The 15950-nt window shown below is 60.0% G+C and carries 12 protein-coding genes and 2 pseudogenes; 10 read left to right on the forward strand and 4 right to left on the reverse strand.

Annotated elements, in window-relative coordinates:
* Nucleotides 1–347: 347 nt before the first annotated feature.
* Entirely contained in the window at nucleotides 348–1367 is a 1020-nt protein-coding gene (locus tag WC585_RS16865) for a tyrosine-type recombinase/integrase (protein ID WP_373259160.1), read from the reverse strand.
* Nucleotides 1368–1522: 155 nt separating this feature from the next.
* On the opposite strand from WC585_RS16865, the pseudogene WC585_RS16870 reads away from it, so the two are divergent.
* Nucleotides 1523–1633 (forward strand): annotated as a pseudogene (locus WC585_RS16870) (ATPase, T2SS/T4P/T4SS family); the annotation flags it as partial.
* Nucleotides 1634–1838: 205 nt separating this feature from the next.
* Nucleotides 1839–1982 (forward strand): annotated as a pseudogene (locus tag WC585_RS16875) (IS6 family transposase); the annotation flags it as partial.
* A 201-nt stretch (nucleotides 1983–2183) separates the two neighbouring features.
* Here the strand turns inward: WC585_RS16875 and WC585_RS16880 are convergent.
* Together WC585_RS16880 and WC585_RS16885 are read right to left on the reverse strand one after the other, a co-directional pair.
* Complete coding sequence (locus tag WC585_RS16880; protein ID WP_373259162.1) at nucleotides 2184–2615, reverse strand: hypothetical protein; 432 nt, start codon at nucleotides 2613–2615, stop codon at nucleotides 2184–2186.
* A complete protein-coding gene (locus tag WC585_RS16885; protein ID WP_373259164.1) occupies nucleotides 2609–7150 on the reverse strand; it encodes an RHS repeat-associated core domain-containing protein in 4542 nt (1513 codons plus the stop codon). The genes WC585_RS16880 and WC585_RS16885 overlap by 7 nt, the downstream gene beginning before the upstream one ends.
* Before the next feature lie 242 nt (nucleotides 7151–7392).
* On the opposite strand from WC585_RS16885, the gene WC585_RS16890 reads away from it, so the two are divergent.
* The 8 genes from WC585_RS16890 (at nucleotide 7393) to virB11 (ending at nucleotide 15231) form a co-directional block, all read left to right on the forward strand.
* Nucleotides 7393–7719: a TrbC/VirB2 family protein gene (locus tag WC585_RS16890; RefSeq protein WP_373259166.1), complete on the forward strand. Its 327-nt coding sequence runs from the start codon at nucleotides 7393–7395 to the stop codon at nucleotides 7717–7719.
* A gap of 3 nt (nucleotides 7720–7722) precedes the next feature.
* The gene (locus WC585_RS16895; RefSeq protein ID WP_373259168.1) at nucleotides 7723–8007 is read left to right on the forward strand and encodes a type IV secretion system protein VirB3; all 285 of its coding nucleotides are present in this window, start codon (nucleotides 7723–7725) and stop codon (nucleotides 8005–8007) included.
* Complete coding sequence (locus WC585_RS16900) at nucleotides 7986–10358, forward strand: VirB4 family type IV secretion/conjugal transfer ATPase (RefSeq protein WP_373259170.1); 2373 nt, start codon at nucleotides 7986–7988, stop codon at nucleotides 10356–10358. The genes WC585_RS16895 and WC585_RS16900 overlap by 22 nt, the downstream gene beginning before the upstream one ends.
* Before the next feature lie 2 nt (nucleotides 10359–10360).
* Nucleotides 10361–11587 carry a type IV secretion system protein gene (locus WC585_RS16905; RefSeq protein ID WP_373259180.1) on the forward strand — a complete coding sequence of 409 codons (1227 nt, stop codon included), beginning with the start codon at nucleotides 10361–10363 and terminating at the stop codon, nucleotides 11585–11587.
* Nucleotides 11584–12351 (forward strand): virB8 family protein, encoded by a 768-nt coding sequence (locus tag WC585_RS16910; RefSeq protein ID WP_373259172.1) that lies wholly within the window; start codon nucleotides 11584–11586, stop codon nucleotides 12349–12351. The genes WC585_RS16905 and WC585_RS16910 overlap by 4 nt, the downstream gene beginning before the upstream one ends.
* Before the next feature lie 65 nt (nucleotides 12352–12416).
* Entirely contained in the window at nucleotides 12417–13082 is a 666-nt protein-coding gene (locus tag WC585_RS16915; RefSeq protein WP_373259174.1) for a TrbG/VirB9 family P-type conjugative transfer protein, read from the forward strand.
* A 449-nt stretch (nucleotides 13083–13531) separates the two neighbouring features.
* On the forward strand, nucleotides 13532–14233 hold the full coding sequence (locus WC585_RS16920) for a TrbI/VirB10 family protein (RefSeq protein WP_373259181.1): 702 nt from the start codon (nucleotides 13532–13534) through the stop codon (nucleotides 14231–14233).
* Nucleotides 14230–15231 carry a P-type DNA transfer ATPase VirB11 gene (gene virB11 / locus WC585_RS16925; protein ID WP_373259176.1) on the forward strand — a complete coding sequence of 334 codons (1002 nt, stop codon included), beginning with the start codon at nucleotides 14230–14232 and terminating at the stop codon, nucleotides 15229–15231. Before WC585_RS16920 ends, virB11 begins: the two co-directional genes overlap by 4 nt.
* 70 nt (nucleotides 15232–15301) lie before the next feature.
* Here virB11 and WC585_RS16930 read toward each other — a convergent pair whose 3' ends face one another.
* Nucleotides 15302–15676, reverse strand: coding sequence for a hypothetical protein (locus WC585_RS16930; protein WP_373259178.1), 375 nt, complete (start codon nucleotides 15674–15676; stop codon nucleotides 15302–15304).
* Nucleotides 15677–15950 lie beyond the last annotated feature (274 nt).

Genomic DNA, 15950 nt, shown 5'->3' on the forward strand with positions numbered 1-15950 from the left:
CCGGCCTCCTGCTCGCGCAGGATCCCGATGATCTGCTCTTCCGTGAATCTTGATCGCTTCATTCTGTCCGTCCTTTCGAGGGGCGGACTCTAGCTATTCCTGGAGGAGTTTCAGGGGGTCACGTCACTAGTTTTGCTAGGCCTGCTGCTGAAGGAAACGCAGCTCCAACCCAAGGACGACAACCCTCGCAAGAGAACCGAGAGGTCTGGCGAGGCTGTGGCCTCAACCGCAATGATCGCCGCTATATCCAGCGACGCCGGCACACCGTGTGGAAGCAGCGGGAGTGACGGTAGCTGCAGTTCGGATAGCAGCAGTTCGAGTTCAAGCAGCTCCGACTAAAGCTATCCTCATTCGATCCGAATCCGCTCGATAGCGTCCTGGGTGATGCGGTCATTGCGGCGGTCATAGAGCTTGGTCGTACGAGGACTGGAGTGGTTCGCCATTTCTTGTGCCATCTCCAGACTGCCCTCGTTGAGCAAGAACGTGGTGATCCCTGTGCCACGAAAAGAGTGATTGCCGATCCGCGCCACAATGCCCGCTGTGACCGCCCTCCTTCTGATCATCGAGTAAGCATCGTGCCTTGAAAAGCGCTGTCCGGTGAGCGCACCGCTGCGCCCGCGTGAGCTTTGAAAGAGCGGAGCTTTGGCTTGGTCGCGATGGCCCGCGAGATCTAAATAGGCATCAAGGTGATCGAGCAGTTTGTGGTGGATCGGGAGTTCGTGGACCTTGCCGCGTTTTTCACGAAGTCGAACCCAGGACCGGCCGGCGGTCTGCACCAGATCTTCGACATCCATTCCGACCGCCGCCGACACCCGCGCAAAACTGTAGGTCATCAATGCGATCAAGGCGCGGTCGCGAAGTTGGACGACCGTGTCTGTAGGAATGGATTCGAGAAGACGACGCGTTTCGCTGGCGGAAAGGATGGGCGTCTTGCCTCGCACCACTTCATGGGTTGGGCCGCGGACTGCATGGGCCGGGTTGCCATCCATGACACCAGATCGGACCAGCCAATCGAAGAGCCCCCTAAGGGCCGCCAGTCGCAACTTCACGGTTGGAGCTGAAACTTGATCGCAGCACTCCTCTATATATGCGGCGACATGGAGCGGCCGAACATCCCGGAGCGAAGCCAACCCACTGACGCCTTCCCAGCTCAAAAAGCTGCTGACTGCACGACCATAGGCCGCTCTCGTATTTCGATTGCGAATGGTGGCTGCGAAAAATTCCATGAAGCGTTCGCCGGCCTCATGGTGGGTATCGGTTATGATTGCCGGCAGGTTGAAGGTGAACCCCTCCCCGCCATCTGCTGAGGCCGGAAGCGCTACGGTATCCGTCATACGATCCGAGTGGTTTTGGCGATCAAAGTTCACCAAAGACGCTTAAAGGAGGAATGCCAACTCAACCAGACATAAAGGACATTATGTTTGATAAAGCATAAGCGGTCACGTGGTCGGTTTGGTGGCCAGCTCGCAGCTGGTTGAGGTGTCCGTGACCGCTGAAGAAATGCCGAACGCCCTCGCTGCGCATGCGTGTCGATCAGATCATCCTGGGCGAGCTCCAGGGCCCAGAAGTCTACACTTTCCTTCGCGCGGTGAACACCGGCCATCCCGGCTCTATGACCACCATCCACGCCAACAACCGCGAGCGCGCGGGTCGAGCAACTGGCCCTCTTGGTTCTTCAGGGCGCAACTACGCTCAATCGCGCCGATGTGCTGCATCACGTATGCGCCAGCATCAATGTGTTCGTCCCTCTCGACCGTGTCGACTGCCAACGACCCGTCAGCGCAATCCGCATCAGGGAATGTCGGGAATGAAAAGCTTCGCCATCCTCATCGTCGTGTCGCCGACCCTCAACCCATCGATTTCTCTCCACCCATGCCGCAATCTACAGCACCTTCAATGTCCAGCGGCATCTGATCAGCCGCGCTACCCTTCGTCGATTTCGCGCCGAGACCGACGCCACGTTGGCGGCGGCGGTCGCCTAGACCTGAACCGGTTGGGCGAGCTTCAGCCGCAGGCGGTTAAGCTGACAGCACCCTCCAATCCCATCTGATCTCCCGACCCGGCCTTCGCATCCTGCGAGGTCATGCCGAGGCCGCATGGGCGACCGCGACCCAATGGGCGTAACCCCTGGGAAGAGGAGGGCCGTTCTGCGGCCGGGCCGAGTTAAGTTGTCAGTTCCTATTTCAGTACGGATTGAAATATATAGGATCAACCGCACACAATGACTTATTAAAAAATGGAATAAAATTTTGGACAGAACCAATCTCTAAATTATCTTCGCATTTTATAGATACAGATCTGAAAACCTCGATACCAAGAAATATTCCTCTTTCTATTTTAATATCACCGCGAAAAACGGATTTCAATACATCAATATAACTAATTGAACTAATATCTATGTCTCCCACCGCTGAAAGGTCACCAACATAGATATCAAACGCCGTTTCATATATCCAAATCTTAATCGGACAAGCTCTTTTGTTGTGCGGCCTGATGTCTACAAAGACATGGTCTACTTGAAAAGCTGATTTAACCTCGCCCCTATTATCTAATAGGCTAACTATCTCAGGCATCTGATTTCGCCAAACATTCTCACAATCAAATGTTTCTACCATTTCGGGCCTTGTGGTCCAAAAGGCCGAGGTCCGGATGGCCCTGGGATGGGTTGCGTATGCCAATGAGACGGAGTGTTAGGCTTCCCTCCGTGGGGCCCAAAGTAGTTCCGAGGCCCTGAACGTCCCCCGGCGTTCCAACTCCATCCAAACCTGAACTTATCTCCTCGGTTGAAAAAACTCTTTGCTCCATTCCTGTAGACGGCTCGGCCAAATAGCGGGCCGGCCGGTCCCGAGAGACCAAGAGTCGCACCTGTAACTGCGCCTCCTAGGCCCCACCGAGCAACCTCCCAAGGATCAACACAACTCCAGTCACCGCCAGAATGGTAAAGCTGCCACGCGAGATTGCCTCCAGCTCCAACAACCGCACCAACGCCACCCCCAATAATCCATATCGGAATCTCGCCGGTTGGATCGCTTAGTTGAAGCGGGTCGCCATTTACATAAGCGTAAAGATTTGCCCCTGCATACAGGCCAAGCGGGTCGCCCTGAATGTAACGCCCCAAGGTCGGATCGTAATCTCGCATCCAATTCTGATACAGGCCTGTTTCGCTTTGCTGCCACTGTCCAGGCAACCGAATAAGCAGCGGAGATGTAGCGGTGGGCGGCAACATGGCGGGCTGCCCCCACGGATCGAAGGCCGCGCTCCAAACCGCAGCCTTTGACGCATCGGTCATCATCAAGGGCTCGCCGACCTGCCCCGTATGAACGTACAGGCGCGTCAGCGTCGTCCCGGTCCCCGTGAGGATGGCCACCGGCATGTCGTCGAGCCAGGCGTACTCACGCGTCATCGAACCCGTATTGGCGTTGTACTCCGCAAGCAGACGCCCATCGATAGCGAACACATAGTGGGTCAACGAGGGAGCCGAACCCAGCATTTGCGAAGCGACCCTGCGTCCAGTGTAGTCGTAACGATAGGCCGACAGGTCAGCGCCGTTTTTTCGCACTCCGAGAACACGCTTGTGTGCGCCATAGAGATACTCGAAGGTCGCGCCGCCAACGTATGTTTGGCTGCTGAGATCGCCGCCGGCGCGATATGCCAGCTGCCGCTTCAATGCCCAGTTCGTGTCACGGACTTCCGCAATGCGATTGTCCGAAGCAGAAGTGAGCGCAAACTCGTAGCTCGCCGTATTCCCCACCTCCGTCCGCACCTCGACGCGGTTCCCAGCCTCGTCATAGCTGTAACTATTGGCGCCCCATGGGCCTACGCCGTACTGGATCCGGCCTGCGTCCGTGTAACCGAAGGCAGCCGCACGCCCTGTCGCCAGATTGTCTGTGATCCCTGTAAGCCGTCCGTTCAAATCGCGGCTGAACCCTAGATTCAACCGATTGGCGCCGGTTGCGCCCAGCGTCATACTCGACAGCCAGTAGTTTTGGTCGAACTGCCGGGTCATCGTCAGACCATTTCCGAAGGTCATTCCGGAAAGCGGGCCAAACGGCATGTAGGTGACGTTGCTGACCAGGCTTACGGCCGTAGCAGAAGCGGAAGCCTTCGCTGTGATGCCGGTCGTCACGCCGGTGTTATCTCGGCCGTAGTTGACGATATGCCCAGACGGATAGGTGACAGACGCCAAGTCGCCGTTTGCATCATAAGCGTAGGATACGACATAGAGCTGACCGCCAATAGCCTGCGTATCGTAGGTCACACGCCCTTGTACGTCATAGACGTAGGCGTGGGAGCCGGACGCGTCTGAAACGCCGGTCAGGCGGCCGAGCCCCTTATTCCCAGCGACAGTGTTGTCGTAGCTGTAGGTGATATTCTCCCAGCTAGCGCCGTTGAATGTCTCCGATAACAGGCGTCCGTTCGCGTCATACGCATAGTTGTGAACGACGCCGTCCGCGTCCTGCGACTTCACCAATAGATCGCGCTGATCATACCAATATGTGAGCGTGCCTCGGTCTGGACTCGTCTCTCGGATCGTCAAGCCGAACCCGTCGACCACGCGATTGGTCGTCAGGTCTCTACCGTCCTCCAAGCTGGATAGAGCATCGTTGGGCGCGTAGGCGTAAGCCGTTTCGACAGCCTCTGGATCCGTCTCCTTAAGCAAACGCTGCAGTGGATCGAAGCTATAAGACCATGATTTGCTTTCAGCGTCGGTCTCGCCAACTAGGCTCCCGACCTTGTCGTAACCGAAGAGCACATTCTGCGCATTGGCGCCTGTCAGGCGGATCAAACGCCCCAACTCGTCATAGGCCTGCCGCTGATCTTGGGTGATCGACGACGCTGGATTGCGCGTGGTCGATCTGACGCTCTCGCCAACAGGGTTAAGCTCATAATCGATGCGCTCATTTCGGCTGTTCTTGACCGCCGTGATGCGGCTTGCCCCGTCGTAGGTGACCTCCAGCCATCCCCCACGTGGCAGCGTCAACTTGGTCACATTCCCGGTGGCGTCATAGGTCAAGGCGTACTGAGATTGGGACGATCCGGGATTGGTGGTGATCGTAAGCAGCCGGCCCATTAGGTCATAGGCAAACTGCGTCTGTATGCCATTAGGATCGACGACGGTCAGCGGCGCTCCCGAAGCGTCGCGGGAAGTGACCTGGGTGACGTGGCCTAGAGGATCGGTCATGCTCGTCAGCTGACCCGAGGCGTTGTAGCTGTAGGTTGTCGTGTCCGAGTTTCCTGGGAGAGGCCCATCTTCACTTTGAAGGAGCCCCGTCGAGGACCAACTGTATGACCAGGTTCGCGTTCTTCCGCCCGTTGAGTACGGCGCTGTGATCGTGGTCGTGTCCGTCAATGTTCGCGTCGCGATTTGGCCCAGCGCATTGTAGGTCAGGTCTATCGTCAACCCAGGCCGCGCCATTTGGGTCGGCTGATTGAACGTTGGATGCCATGCGATCTGCGTGGTCCTGGCGTCCGCAGTGCCCGCCGCTTCGACGATCGTCGTGGGTCGTCCGCGCGCATCGCGCGTCGTTGTCCGACTGACGCCTTTCTCATCGACGATGCTCGCTACAAATCCGTTCGACGCATAACCGACGCTTTCGATGCTATCCGGGCAGTTGGCGCTGGCGTCGCCTTCGACGGAAACCAGCCGAATGTCATTGAGCGCCGTCGTGGAAAACCTTTGAAACCTGTATGTTGAAGAGCGGCCAAGTGGATTGACCACTCGACGGGTCAATCCATTGTTGTAGACGCCATACTCGACTGTATATCGATTAGAGCCATTAGCCCCCTCGGTAGATATAGCTCGGCCTTCGGCGTCGTAGGCGTATGTCGCGATACGGATGCCACGATTATCGGTGATCCCAGTTAGGTTCCTGGGATGAACGGCGCTTTCATAGTGATATGTCCGACTGTCGATCACAGCGTTCGCCGCTGAAAAGCGCTGTGCTTTTACGAGCCGCTGCACCGTGGATAGTGACGGACCAGCCGTGACGGCGGGAGGATCGTACGAGTAGACAAGAGAGGACCCGTCAGGAAGGTCGATTTTCTCTATCGCCTCCGCGTACGACGGAACGCTTGTCAGTGACGACTTGTAGTACCTGGACCAGGTGAAATTTAGCGTCCGGCCTCGACTGTCGGTTATCGAGTTAAGCTCCCCAAAGCTGCCATACGTAAACGTCCAAGCATAACCGCCCCGAGTGAGCTTCTTAATAGGCTTTGCCGTGAGAAATTTACCGGTGACCGGAGATTGAAACGTCTTCAGCGTCCAGATCGTGCCGTCATCGTCTGTGAACCGCCACTCCGTCGATACATCGTCCAGATCGCCGATGTTTGTCGGCATCGGGCTCAGAAATTCGAGTCTGTATTGGGTTCCTGCATAAACAGACGCAACATCAACTGTATTCGGGGAAATTATATTCCCACTACCCATTTGATAATCATAGGCCGTTCCATCTGGACTCACCAAAGCCACATAGACTGATGGGCTACTAGAGCTGCCAAGAATACGATCAATCTGAAGTTCATATGCGAAATCAAAAGCCCACCCACCCGCTAGTCCCGAAGACGGTGAGAACGCACTGTATGATCTTCCTACGGGATTGCTGCGATACAAGCGTTTTACAGACATCAACTGATCAAATGTCTGATAGTCCGTTTCGTCATAAAGTTTCGCCCCAGTGGATATGAGGATTGGATTCCCAACTGAGGGATTGACCGATTTCTTGGCCGAAGCTGAGCATTGATCTGGCCGCTCAGGCACCGCCTCCTCAGACAGCGTGCAAGAGCCTGGCAAGACCGATCGCTTGCCGGTGCCGCAGTTTAAGTTGACCGTACCCGGTAGAACGGTTCCACAGTTGGCCACACCGCCACCAGTCTCTTCCGGGCAGAGATATTGAACGCTAGTCCAGTCACATTCTTTTGTTACGTAAGATGATGGAACGTCCTTTGCCCCGATAAATCTGCTCCAACCGTTGTCCATCCCGGACTTCACCCACTGGGCACGGCAAGCAGATATCGGGTCGCTGAAGAATTCGCCGCGGTCCTCCCAACCTGAGGTCAAAGTGCTCGTTTGAGCATGCGCACTTAAGCTCGCGCCGAGCCATAGAATCGCTAGCAGCGCTAACTTCCCGGCGAGCCTCAAGCCATTTTCCATTACGCGCACCCCCGATTGCTTGCGGCACAAGTTTTCGAAAGATTGTAGTCTTGTCAAACCACAAAAATATAACTCGCGCGCTGCAAAGTGCGCCCTGATGCGGAAAGGCTGACGAGCAGCCTCAGGGGACGAATCGAACTCGAAATTGCCTCCGCACGACCTTGGGGACATCGGCCTTTCGCCTTGGCAATCTCGTGAATTCCAGCAACTATGGTGTAGATTCTGAGGTTGGGGGATTTCCAATGAAGAACTTTGTCGCGCCGCTTCGCGGCGGCGTCGTCGCTTGTTTCGCTCTGGTCGGACCGACGATCGCCCACGCCCAAACCGTCCTGGCTGACCCTCAAGGATCCGGCCCGATTGTCAAAGCGGTTCAGTGGCTGCAAGGCACGCTTCTCGGCACCATCGCCACCGTCGTGGCCGTCATTGCGGTGGCCTGCGTTGGCCTCCTGATGCTGAGCGGACGCCTTAACTGGCGCTACGGCGCCGTCGTCATCGTCGGCTGCTTCATTCTGTTCGGCGCCGCCAGCATTGTGGCCGGCATCCGCTCCACGGCCGCGCTCGGGGGATAGGCGTTGGATGATTTGGAACGGACCCCGCTCTTCACCGCCCTCACGCGTCCGCAGATGTTCGCCGGCGTCACTTACAACTACTTCATCATCAACGCCGTCATCGCCGCAGAGCTCTTCCTGATTTTCCGCTCGATTTGGGTCTTGCCCATCGCCTTGATCATCCACGGCGCAGGCGTTTTGCTCTGCCTTCGCGAGCCCCGCATCATCGACCTTTGGCTGACACGCGTCCGTCAGTGCCCGCGTGTTCACAACCATAGTCTTTGGCGATGCAACTCCTACCGGCCCTGAGCCAGGGACGTCGCACTGTCGAGCGCGAACAGGCGGCGGGGACCCACCTGCCCTATGGGCGGCACCTCAACGACCACACGATTGAGACCCGGGACAGGCTCTTGTTTCAGGTCATTCAGTTGCGCGGACTGCTGTTCGAGACGGCGGACACGGCGGAACTCAACTATCGCAAGACCCTGCGCGACGCGATGCTCCGCGCTGTCGGCACGTCGCGCTTTGCCCTCTACCACCACATCGAGCGCCGTCGGGTGGTGATCGATGTCGACGCGCCTTTCCCCGACGCCTTTTCCCAGGCGCTCGGCGATCGATGGGCTGATCGTTTGGCCACCAAGGCCCTGTTCGCAAACGACCTCTATCTGACGCTTGTGCGTCGCCCGCTGCAGGGGCGGATCGGCGTAGCGGATCGCCTGAGGAACTGGTTCGCCCGCGTCGGCGACGCCAACGATGCCGCGCAGGCTTATGAGGTCGCCCAACTGGACGCGGGTCGAGAAGCCCTTTTGGCGGCGCTGGGCGACTATGCGCCTCGACTGCTGGGCGTCTATGACACGCCCAGCGGACCGTGCTCTGAACCGCTGGAGTTTCTGTCTTCGCTTTACAATGGCGAGCGACGCGCGGTGTTACTGCCGCACCAGGATCTCGGCGCCTACCTCCCCTACCGTCGGGTGAGCTTTGGCCAAAACGCGGTCGAGCTCTCCGCAGCCGGTCATTTGGGGCGCAGCTTTGTCGGGCTGGTTTCCGTCAAAGACTATCCCGCCCATACAGCGCCCGGCATGTTCGATGAACTGCTACGACTGCCCCACGAACTGACCATCACCCAGTCGTTTGCCTTCGTGGAGCGCCAGGCCGCGCTCGAGCGGATGAACCTGGCCCTGCGTCGCATGCGGTCGGCCGAGGACGAAGCCCTCTCGCTGCGGGGCGAACTTGCCCAGGCCAAGGACGATGTGGCGGCCGGGCGCGCAGGTTACGGCGAACACCATATGACCATCGCCGTGCGCGCCGACACCCTGGCCGAAATCGACGCCGGCGTCGCCGAGGTCACGGCGGCTCTGGCCGATATGGGCGTCGTGGCCGTGCGTGAGGACATCGCACTTGAGCCCGCCTTCTGGGCCCAGTTCCCCGCCAACTTCAACTATATCGCGAGGCGCGGCCTGGTCTCGACCAACAACTTTGCGGGCCTGGCCAGCGCGCACAACTTTCCGCTCGGGTCGCCTACCGGCAATCACTGGGGCGACGCCGTCACGCTCCTCGAAACCACGGCTGCAGGTCCTTACTTCTTCAACTTCCACCAGGGTGATCTCGGCAACTTCACCATCATCGGCCCGTCAGGCTCCGGCAAGACCGTCGTTCTCAACTTCCTGCTGGCACAAGCCCGCAAACTCTCGCCTCGCATCATATTCTTTGACAAGGATCGCGGTGCGGAACTGTTCATCCGCGCCATGGGTGGGCGCTATGATCTGCTTCGCCCAGGCGAGGCCTCAGGCCTCAACCCGTTACAGTTGGAAGACACAGCGGCCAATCGGGGCTTCCTGGTCGAGTGGCTGACCGCTCTCGCCGGCGACGTGAATCTTGAGGATTTGGAGCGGATTCGAGACGCGGTCGCCGCCAACTACCATCAACCCATCGCGCATCGTCGGCTTCGCTACCTCGTCGAACTCTTCCGCGGCGACCGGCGTCCAACCGCAAGCGATCTCTGGTCTCGCCTGCGGTCCTGGTGGGGTGACGGAGAACGCGCCTGGTTGTTCGACAATGCATCGGACCTGACCGACTTATCGGCCGAGACCGTCGGTTTTGACATGACCGTGCTGCTCGATGACCCGACGCTGCGGACGCCGGCGATGATGTACCTGTTCCACCGCGTGGAGGAGCGGCTGGACGGGTCGCCCGCCATCATTGTCGTCGATGAGGGCTGGAAGGCGCTGGATGACGATGTCTTCGTGCGCCGCATCAAGGATTGGGAAAAGACGATCCGCAAACGCAACGGCATCGTCGGCTTCGCCACCCAGAGCGCCCAAGACGCCTTGGAAAGCCGGATCGCCAGCGCCATCGTTGAACAGGCTGCGACCCAGATCTTCATGATCAATCCCAAGGCGCGCGCCGAGGACTATGTGGGCGGGTTTGGCCTGACGCCGCATGAGTTTGATCTCATCCGCAGCCTACCGGACAGCTCGCACTGCTTCCTGATCAAACGCGGCGGCGAGAGCGTCGTCGCCCGGCTGGATCTTTCCGGCGAACAAGACATCCTGACCATCCTCTCGGGAAGAGAGCGCACCGTCCGCCAACTCGACGAAATCCGGGCAGAGGTCGGCGATGATCCTGCAGACTGGATGACGCCGCTTTTGGAGCGCGCTTGATCATGGCGACCTGCTCCCCACTCTCGACTGGCGATGCCTTCCTATCGACCCTGCTCATGCACATCGATTGCCAGGCGCAGGCAATCGGCAGCGTGGGCTATCAGTCCCTTTCGAACCCGGCTTCCTTCGTCTCTCTCGTCTTGACCGAGCTGCTGACAATTTTCGTGGCGCTGTTCGGCCTACGAATGATGATGGGCCAAACCCCGACCTTGCGAGACGGCCTAATGGCTGTGGTGAAGATCGGCGTCGTCCTGACCTTGGCGGGCAGTTGGCCGGCTTACAAAACCGTTGTCTACGACATCATCGTTGACGCCCCAGAACAGATCATCGCCGCCGTGGGCGGTCCCGCAGCATTGCCGGGCGCTACGGGGGAAACCGCGCTCATTGCGCGATTGCAGGCTGCAGACAGCGCCATCATCAGGCTCACCAACCTCGGCACCGGCCGCGAACCTGCCGCGACCTTGCCGTCATCCTCTGGAGAGCAGCAGCGGTTCCCGATCGCCGACGACCCTGCTTTCGGATGGGCGCGCGTCATCTTCCTGACCAGCGTCGTCGCAGCCTTTTCGGTCGTTCGCATCACAGCCGGCGTCCTGCTTGCGCTCGCCCCCCTCTTTGCAGGCCTGCTCCTGTTCGACATGTCGCGCGGCCTGGTGATCGGATGGGCGAGAGCCCTCGTGTTCACCCTGCTGGCTTCGGTCGTTACGGCGCTGATCCTTGGGGTGGAACTTGCGGTGATCGAGCCTTGGCTAACGCAGGTGGTGAGGCTGCGTCAGGCATCGACAGTCGCGCCGTCAGCGCCGGTTGAACTTCTTATTCTTTCGCTCGGTTTCGCCGTCGCCTTGTTCGGCAGTATGGCGATCTTGCTGCGCCTCGCCTTCATGACGAGCGCGCCGCACTTCAGGGCTGTTATGGAGCCCGCCGAAGCCCTTCCCGCGCCGGTGATGATCAAGGCGGGCGACACCCCTCCCCCTCCAACCGTCGCCCGCCAAGAGGCGCCCGCGGCATCCTCTCGAGCGCTCGTTATCGCCGACGCCATGCGCTCCAGTCAGCGCCGTGAGCAACAGGCTCAGGCTGCGATTGCGCCCTACTCGACCACGCCCATGGCGCGAAGTTCACAGACCTCCGCCTCTGGCGCAGAGGCCTTCTCCATCCCCAGTCCAAGCCCGACCCTTCGCCGCACCAAACCGAGAAAATCTCTCGGCGCTGCGCTTCGAGACCGCCGCTCATGAAGAAATCCAGTCGTGAGGCGCTGGACGCCTACTATCGGGAAGCCGGAAGTTGGGCCGCCGACCGGATCGGCGCGCTGCAGACCTCCCGCCGGATCGCCTGGATCGTTGCGGGCTGCGCGGCGACTGTCGCGGTCGCCGAGGGTGTCGCCCTGGTCGCGCTCGCGCCGCTGAAGACCGTCGTGCCCTATACGCTGCTGGTCGATCGTACGACCGGCTTTGTTCAGGAGCTGAAGCCTCTCGCACCGGGCCAAATCACGCCTGACAAGGCGCTCGTTCAGTCGATGCTTGTTCAGTATGTGATTGGTCGCGAGAGCTTCGACATGGCTGCGCTTCAGGCCAACTATCAGAAGATCGGCCTGTGGTCCGCCGAGCAAGCCCGCACCGACTATCTTGCGCTCATGCAGGCGTCTAACCTGGACAGCCCCCTCACCCGCTATCCAAAGACCACGGTCATCGAAACGCGGGTCAAGAGCGTCTCCCCCCTAAATGACAGCTCCGCCCTCGTGCGCTTCGAAACCATACAGCGCGACGCCGGCGGATCCCCTCACCCGGCCTTACCCTGGGTCGCCATCGTTCAGTATCGCTTCTCCGGCGAGCCGATGTCGGCCGCCGACCGCTTCATCAATCCTCTGGGCTTCCAGGTCCTGACCTACAGACGTGATCCCGAGGCGCTCCTCCCCACTCAGGAATCCGTCTCACAACCCGCCTTGGAGGATGAGGCGGCTCTAGAGCCTGTGGATGCCGTTGAGGTCGAAACGCCATGAGGCGCCTGGTTTTTTGTTTCGTTCTCATCGCGACACCGACCATGGCGCAGACGCCTGGGGTGGGGATGCCCGGACCTCCAGCGCTTGGCCCCGCGCCTTCAACTCCTGCAGCGCCCACTAACGACCCACGGCTCCAGACCGTTCGATATGATGTCGGCCAGGTCGTGCGGTTGAGGGTCGCCAGCAACTTCCAGACGACCGTCATCTTCGGCCCCGGAGAGCAGGTCGAGAATGTCGCCATTGGCGATAGCGACGCTTGGCAGGCGACGCTCAATAACCAGGGTGATGCTCTGTTCTTGAAGCCGCTACGGTCTGGCGGGACGACCAATATGACGGTCATCACTGACGTGCGTGTCTACAGTTTTGAACTCTCCGCCGCTCCTGCGCCTGGGCCCGACACGCCCTTCACAGTGCGCTTCGTCTATCCAGGTGCAACTGACGCTGATCAACCGGCTGCTCGGCCCGGAGTTGGGCGGTATCGCCTGTCTGGCGCTAACGGCTTGCGCCCCGCCGCGATCGACGATGACGGCGTGAGAACCTTCATCCAATGGCGTGCGGCGCAAACCCTGCCTGTCATGTTCGCCATTGACGATCAGGGCGACGAGGTTCTGCTCGATGGGCATATGCGCGACGGCCGATATGTCGTCGACGCCGTTCACCGCGCCCTGCTGTTTCGCCTGGACGGCCAAATCGCCCGCGCGCAAAGACTTCGCGAAAGGGCCAGCCGGTGAACCGCCCGACGAGCGATCCTCGCCCGCCGCTTTCCAACGATGCCGAAATCCGTCCGGTCGTAGCGCGCCAAGGAAAACAGGTCTCAATCTGGGTGATGGCCGCTGGCCTGGCGGTCGGCGCAGTGTTGTTGTTCCTGGTGCTCGATGGTCAAAGACGTGCGGCATCCGCGCCGTCCATCCAGGCTCGTCCTGTTGACACGATGCAAACGGTTCAAGCCCCGCCGCCACTTTACATCTTGCCGGAGCCACCGGTCCCGACGCCTCCCCCCGCACCGCCTGTCGCGACGATGCCACCGGCATTTCCGCAGCCTTCACTCCCTGCCCAGCCAATGCGGCCAGCGCCCTTGCAGCCGATCCCCTTCGCCCCGCAACCTCCCCCGCCGGGTTACGCCCCGCCGCCGACCTATACGCCGCCCCAGAACTTCGCACCGTCCCAAGCCCTTCCCTCCATGGGCCAAGGCTTGGGCGCATCGACCAGTGCAGCCCTTGTCATCGACACCACAGCGGGCGGAAGCGCGCGCGGCGCTACCGCATCTGACAGCCCTAATCCGTCAACCTCTGTGCAAGACACCGCCGTCCGATCAGGGCGGTTGAGGCGAACGGCGACGACCGTCCCTCAGGGCACATTGATCCCGGCTGTGCTTGAAACTGCGCTCGACTCCACGCGCGCTGGGAATGTCCGCGCCATCGTCTCTCGTGACATTCGAGGGTTCGATGGTAGCCGCGTCCTCATCCCGCGCGGCTCGCGGTTGTTCGGCGAGTATCAGACGGATCTCGCCGCCGGTCAGAACCGCGCGCTCGTCGAATGGACACGCTTGGTTCGGCCCGACGGGGTGACCATCGCTCTGGCATCTCCGGCCGGAGATCTCCAAGGTCGTACGGGGATCCGAGGCCGTGTCGATAACCACTTCCTTGAGCGGTTCGGATCGGCGCTTCTTCAAACGACTCTGAACATCGGCGCGGCGGCTGCGGGCCGCAGCTTGAGTGGCGACGGCGGCGTGATCATCGCCCTACCCGGATCCACCCAGAACACCGGCGCGGCGGCAAATACGAACCGTCTTCAACCCACTCTTCGCACAGATGCAGGCGCACGCGTGACCGTGTTGGTCTCGCGTGACCTGGAGTTCGCTTCCGGGGGAGCACGCCGGTGAGCGAGGGCTCTGCGCAGGGTCAGGTTTACCTGAAAAGCTACCTGGCGCCGCTGGCCGGGATATTGGACAGGGCTGATGTCACCGACATCTACGTCAACCGCCCGGGCGAGCTCTGGGCGGAGACGCTGGGCGGCGGCGTCGAACGTCATGAGGTTCCGCATCTGACCAACGAGGTCCTGGGTCGCCTTGCGCGGCAGATTGCGGCCTTCAGTCATCAAGGGATCAGCCGCGAGCACCCCATTCTATCGGCCTCGTTGCCGAGCGGTGAGCGCATCCAGATCGTGATCCCACCGGCAACACGGGGGGAGGTCGCGCTCGCCATTCGCAAACAGGTGGCGGCTGATCTCAGATTGGACGATTACCTGGCGGCAGGTGCGTTTGAGGCGACGCAGCTTGGGCGTTTAAACGAGGATCGTCCGATCGATGCGCACCTTAAGGTCCTTCAGAACGCGGGGGATACGGCCGGATTGTTGAAGGCGGCCGTGAGAGGGCGGCGTAACGTTCTGATCTCCGGCGGCACATCGACCGGCAAGACCACCTTCCTCAATGCGCTCATCCAGGAAATCCCTGTCGATGAGCGGCTGCTGCTCATCGAGGACACGCCGGAACTGGTTCTGCGACATCCCAACGGCGTCGGCCTTCTGGCTGCGCGCAGTGCTCTCGGCGAAGCGTCAGTGACCGCTGAAGACCTGCTGAACGCCTCACTGCGTATGCGGCCTGACCGCATTATCCTGGGCGAGTTGCGCGGACCGGAAGCCTATACCTTCCTCAGGGCGGTCAACACGGGACACCCGGGATCGATGACGACCGTCCACGCCGACAGTCCTGATCGGGCCATCGAGCAGTTGGCGCTCCTGGTTCTGCAGGGCGCGACCAGGCTCAGCCGAGACGATGTGCTGCACTATGTTCGCGGCAGCATCGACGTTTTCATCCAACTGGACCGCATTTCAGGTCGTCGGTCCGTCAGCGAGGTTCGCCTCAAGGAGCAGGGGTTATGAGGTTCAGGATCATGCAATGCAAAGATGGATCTGTCATAGCAATCGCTCGACCTACGATATGCGGATCTGCTTAAGCCGCTGTTTTTAGCGCAAGACGATCTTGTGCTGGATGATCTTCGCCGAAATGCTGCAAAAGCGCCGTCACCACAACGTTTGTCGCGGTTAGACAGCGCCGCTCTAACGCTTCCCGGAATTGGTCGCTAAAAGTGGGCTCTAACCATAAAGTCACGGGCGTGGCGCTGGTCGGCGGCGCACGTAAGAACGGTTCTCCTGGAAGACGTTCAATCAGATAGACCTGAAGCACTTCCTGGTAGAGATCATTCACACGGCAATCGCGATCGATCGCCATCTTGCGCATTCTCGTGTGCATCTCGCGCGGCAAGCGGACACTGAGGGCTACCCTTCCCTCTTCAACGTAGGTTGGTCTTTGGGCGTTGGAAGCCATGTCGGAATCAGACATCTCGCTGGCGTTTTGATCAAGCCTTTTCGTGTGCTGAGCTCAGGATGAGCATCCGAGTGACACCAACCTCGGCTCGATCGCAACGCGCACAGCCGACTGCAGCGAGGAAGACCAGCTTTCCGACACCCGACGCACCTCCTCCATTTGAGTGCGTGTCATGGCGCCCGAGGCAGCTGTCCAGGCGGAGCCGCAGTGCTCACGTCGCACGCCTGGAGGCGCCCACCAGAAGGTTTCGCCGAGATGGGCAGATGCACGAGGT

The sequence above is a fragment of the Brevundimonas sp. genome (assembly GCF_041648055.1).
Taxonomy (GTDB): Bacteria; Pseudomonadota; Alphaproteobacteria; order Caulobacterales; family Caulobacteraceae; genus Brevundimonas.

Coding starts and splice junctions, on each gene's coding strand:
- WC585_RS16880 (WP_373259162.1), bottom strand. CDS start 2,615: ATGGTAGAAACATTTGATTGTGAGAATGTTTGGCGAAATCAGATGCCT.
- WC585_RS16885 (WP_373259164.1), bottom strand. CDS start 7,150: ATGGAAAATGGCTTGAGGCTCGCCGGGAAGTTAGCGCTGCTAGCGATT.
- WC585_RS16890 (WP_373259166.1), top strand. CDS start 7,393: ATGAAGAACTTTGTCGCGCCGCTTCGCGGCGGCGTCGTCGCTTGTTTC.
- WC585_RS16900 (WP_373259170.1), top strand. CDS start 7,986: ATGCAACTCCTACCGGCCCTGAGCCAGGGACGTCGCACTGTCGAGCGC.
- WC585_RS16905 (WP_373259180.1), top strand. CDS start 10,361: ATGGCGACCTGCTCCCCACTCTCGACTGGCGATGCCTTCCTATCGACC.
- WC585_RS16910 (WP_373259172.1), top strand. CDS start 11,584: ATGAAGAAATCCAGTCGTGAGGCGCTGGACGCCTACTATCGGGAAGCC.
- WC585_RS16915 (WP_373259174.1), top strand. CDS start 12,417: ATGCCCGGACCTCCAGCGCTTGGCCCCGCGCCTTCAACTCCTGCAGCG.
- WC585_RS16920 (WP_373259181.1), top strand. CDS start 13,532: ATGGGCCAAGGCTTGGGCGCATCGACCAGTGCAGCCCTTGTCATCGAC.
- WC585_RS16930 (WP_373259178.1), bottom strand. CDS start 15,676: ATGGCTTCCAACGCCCAAAGACCAACCTACGTTGAAGAGGGAAGGGTA.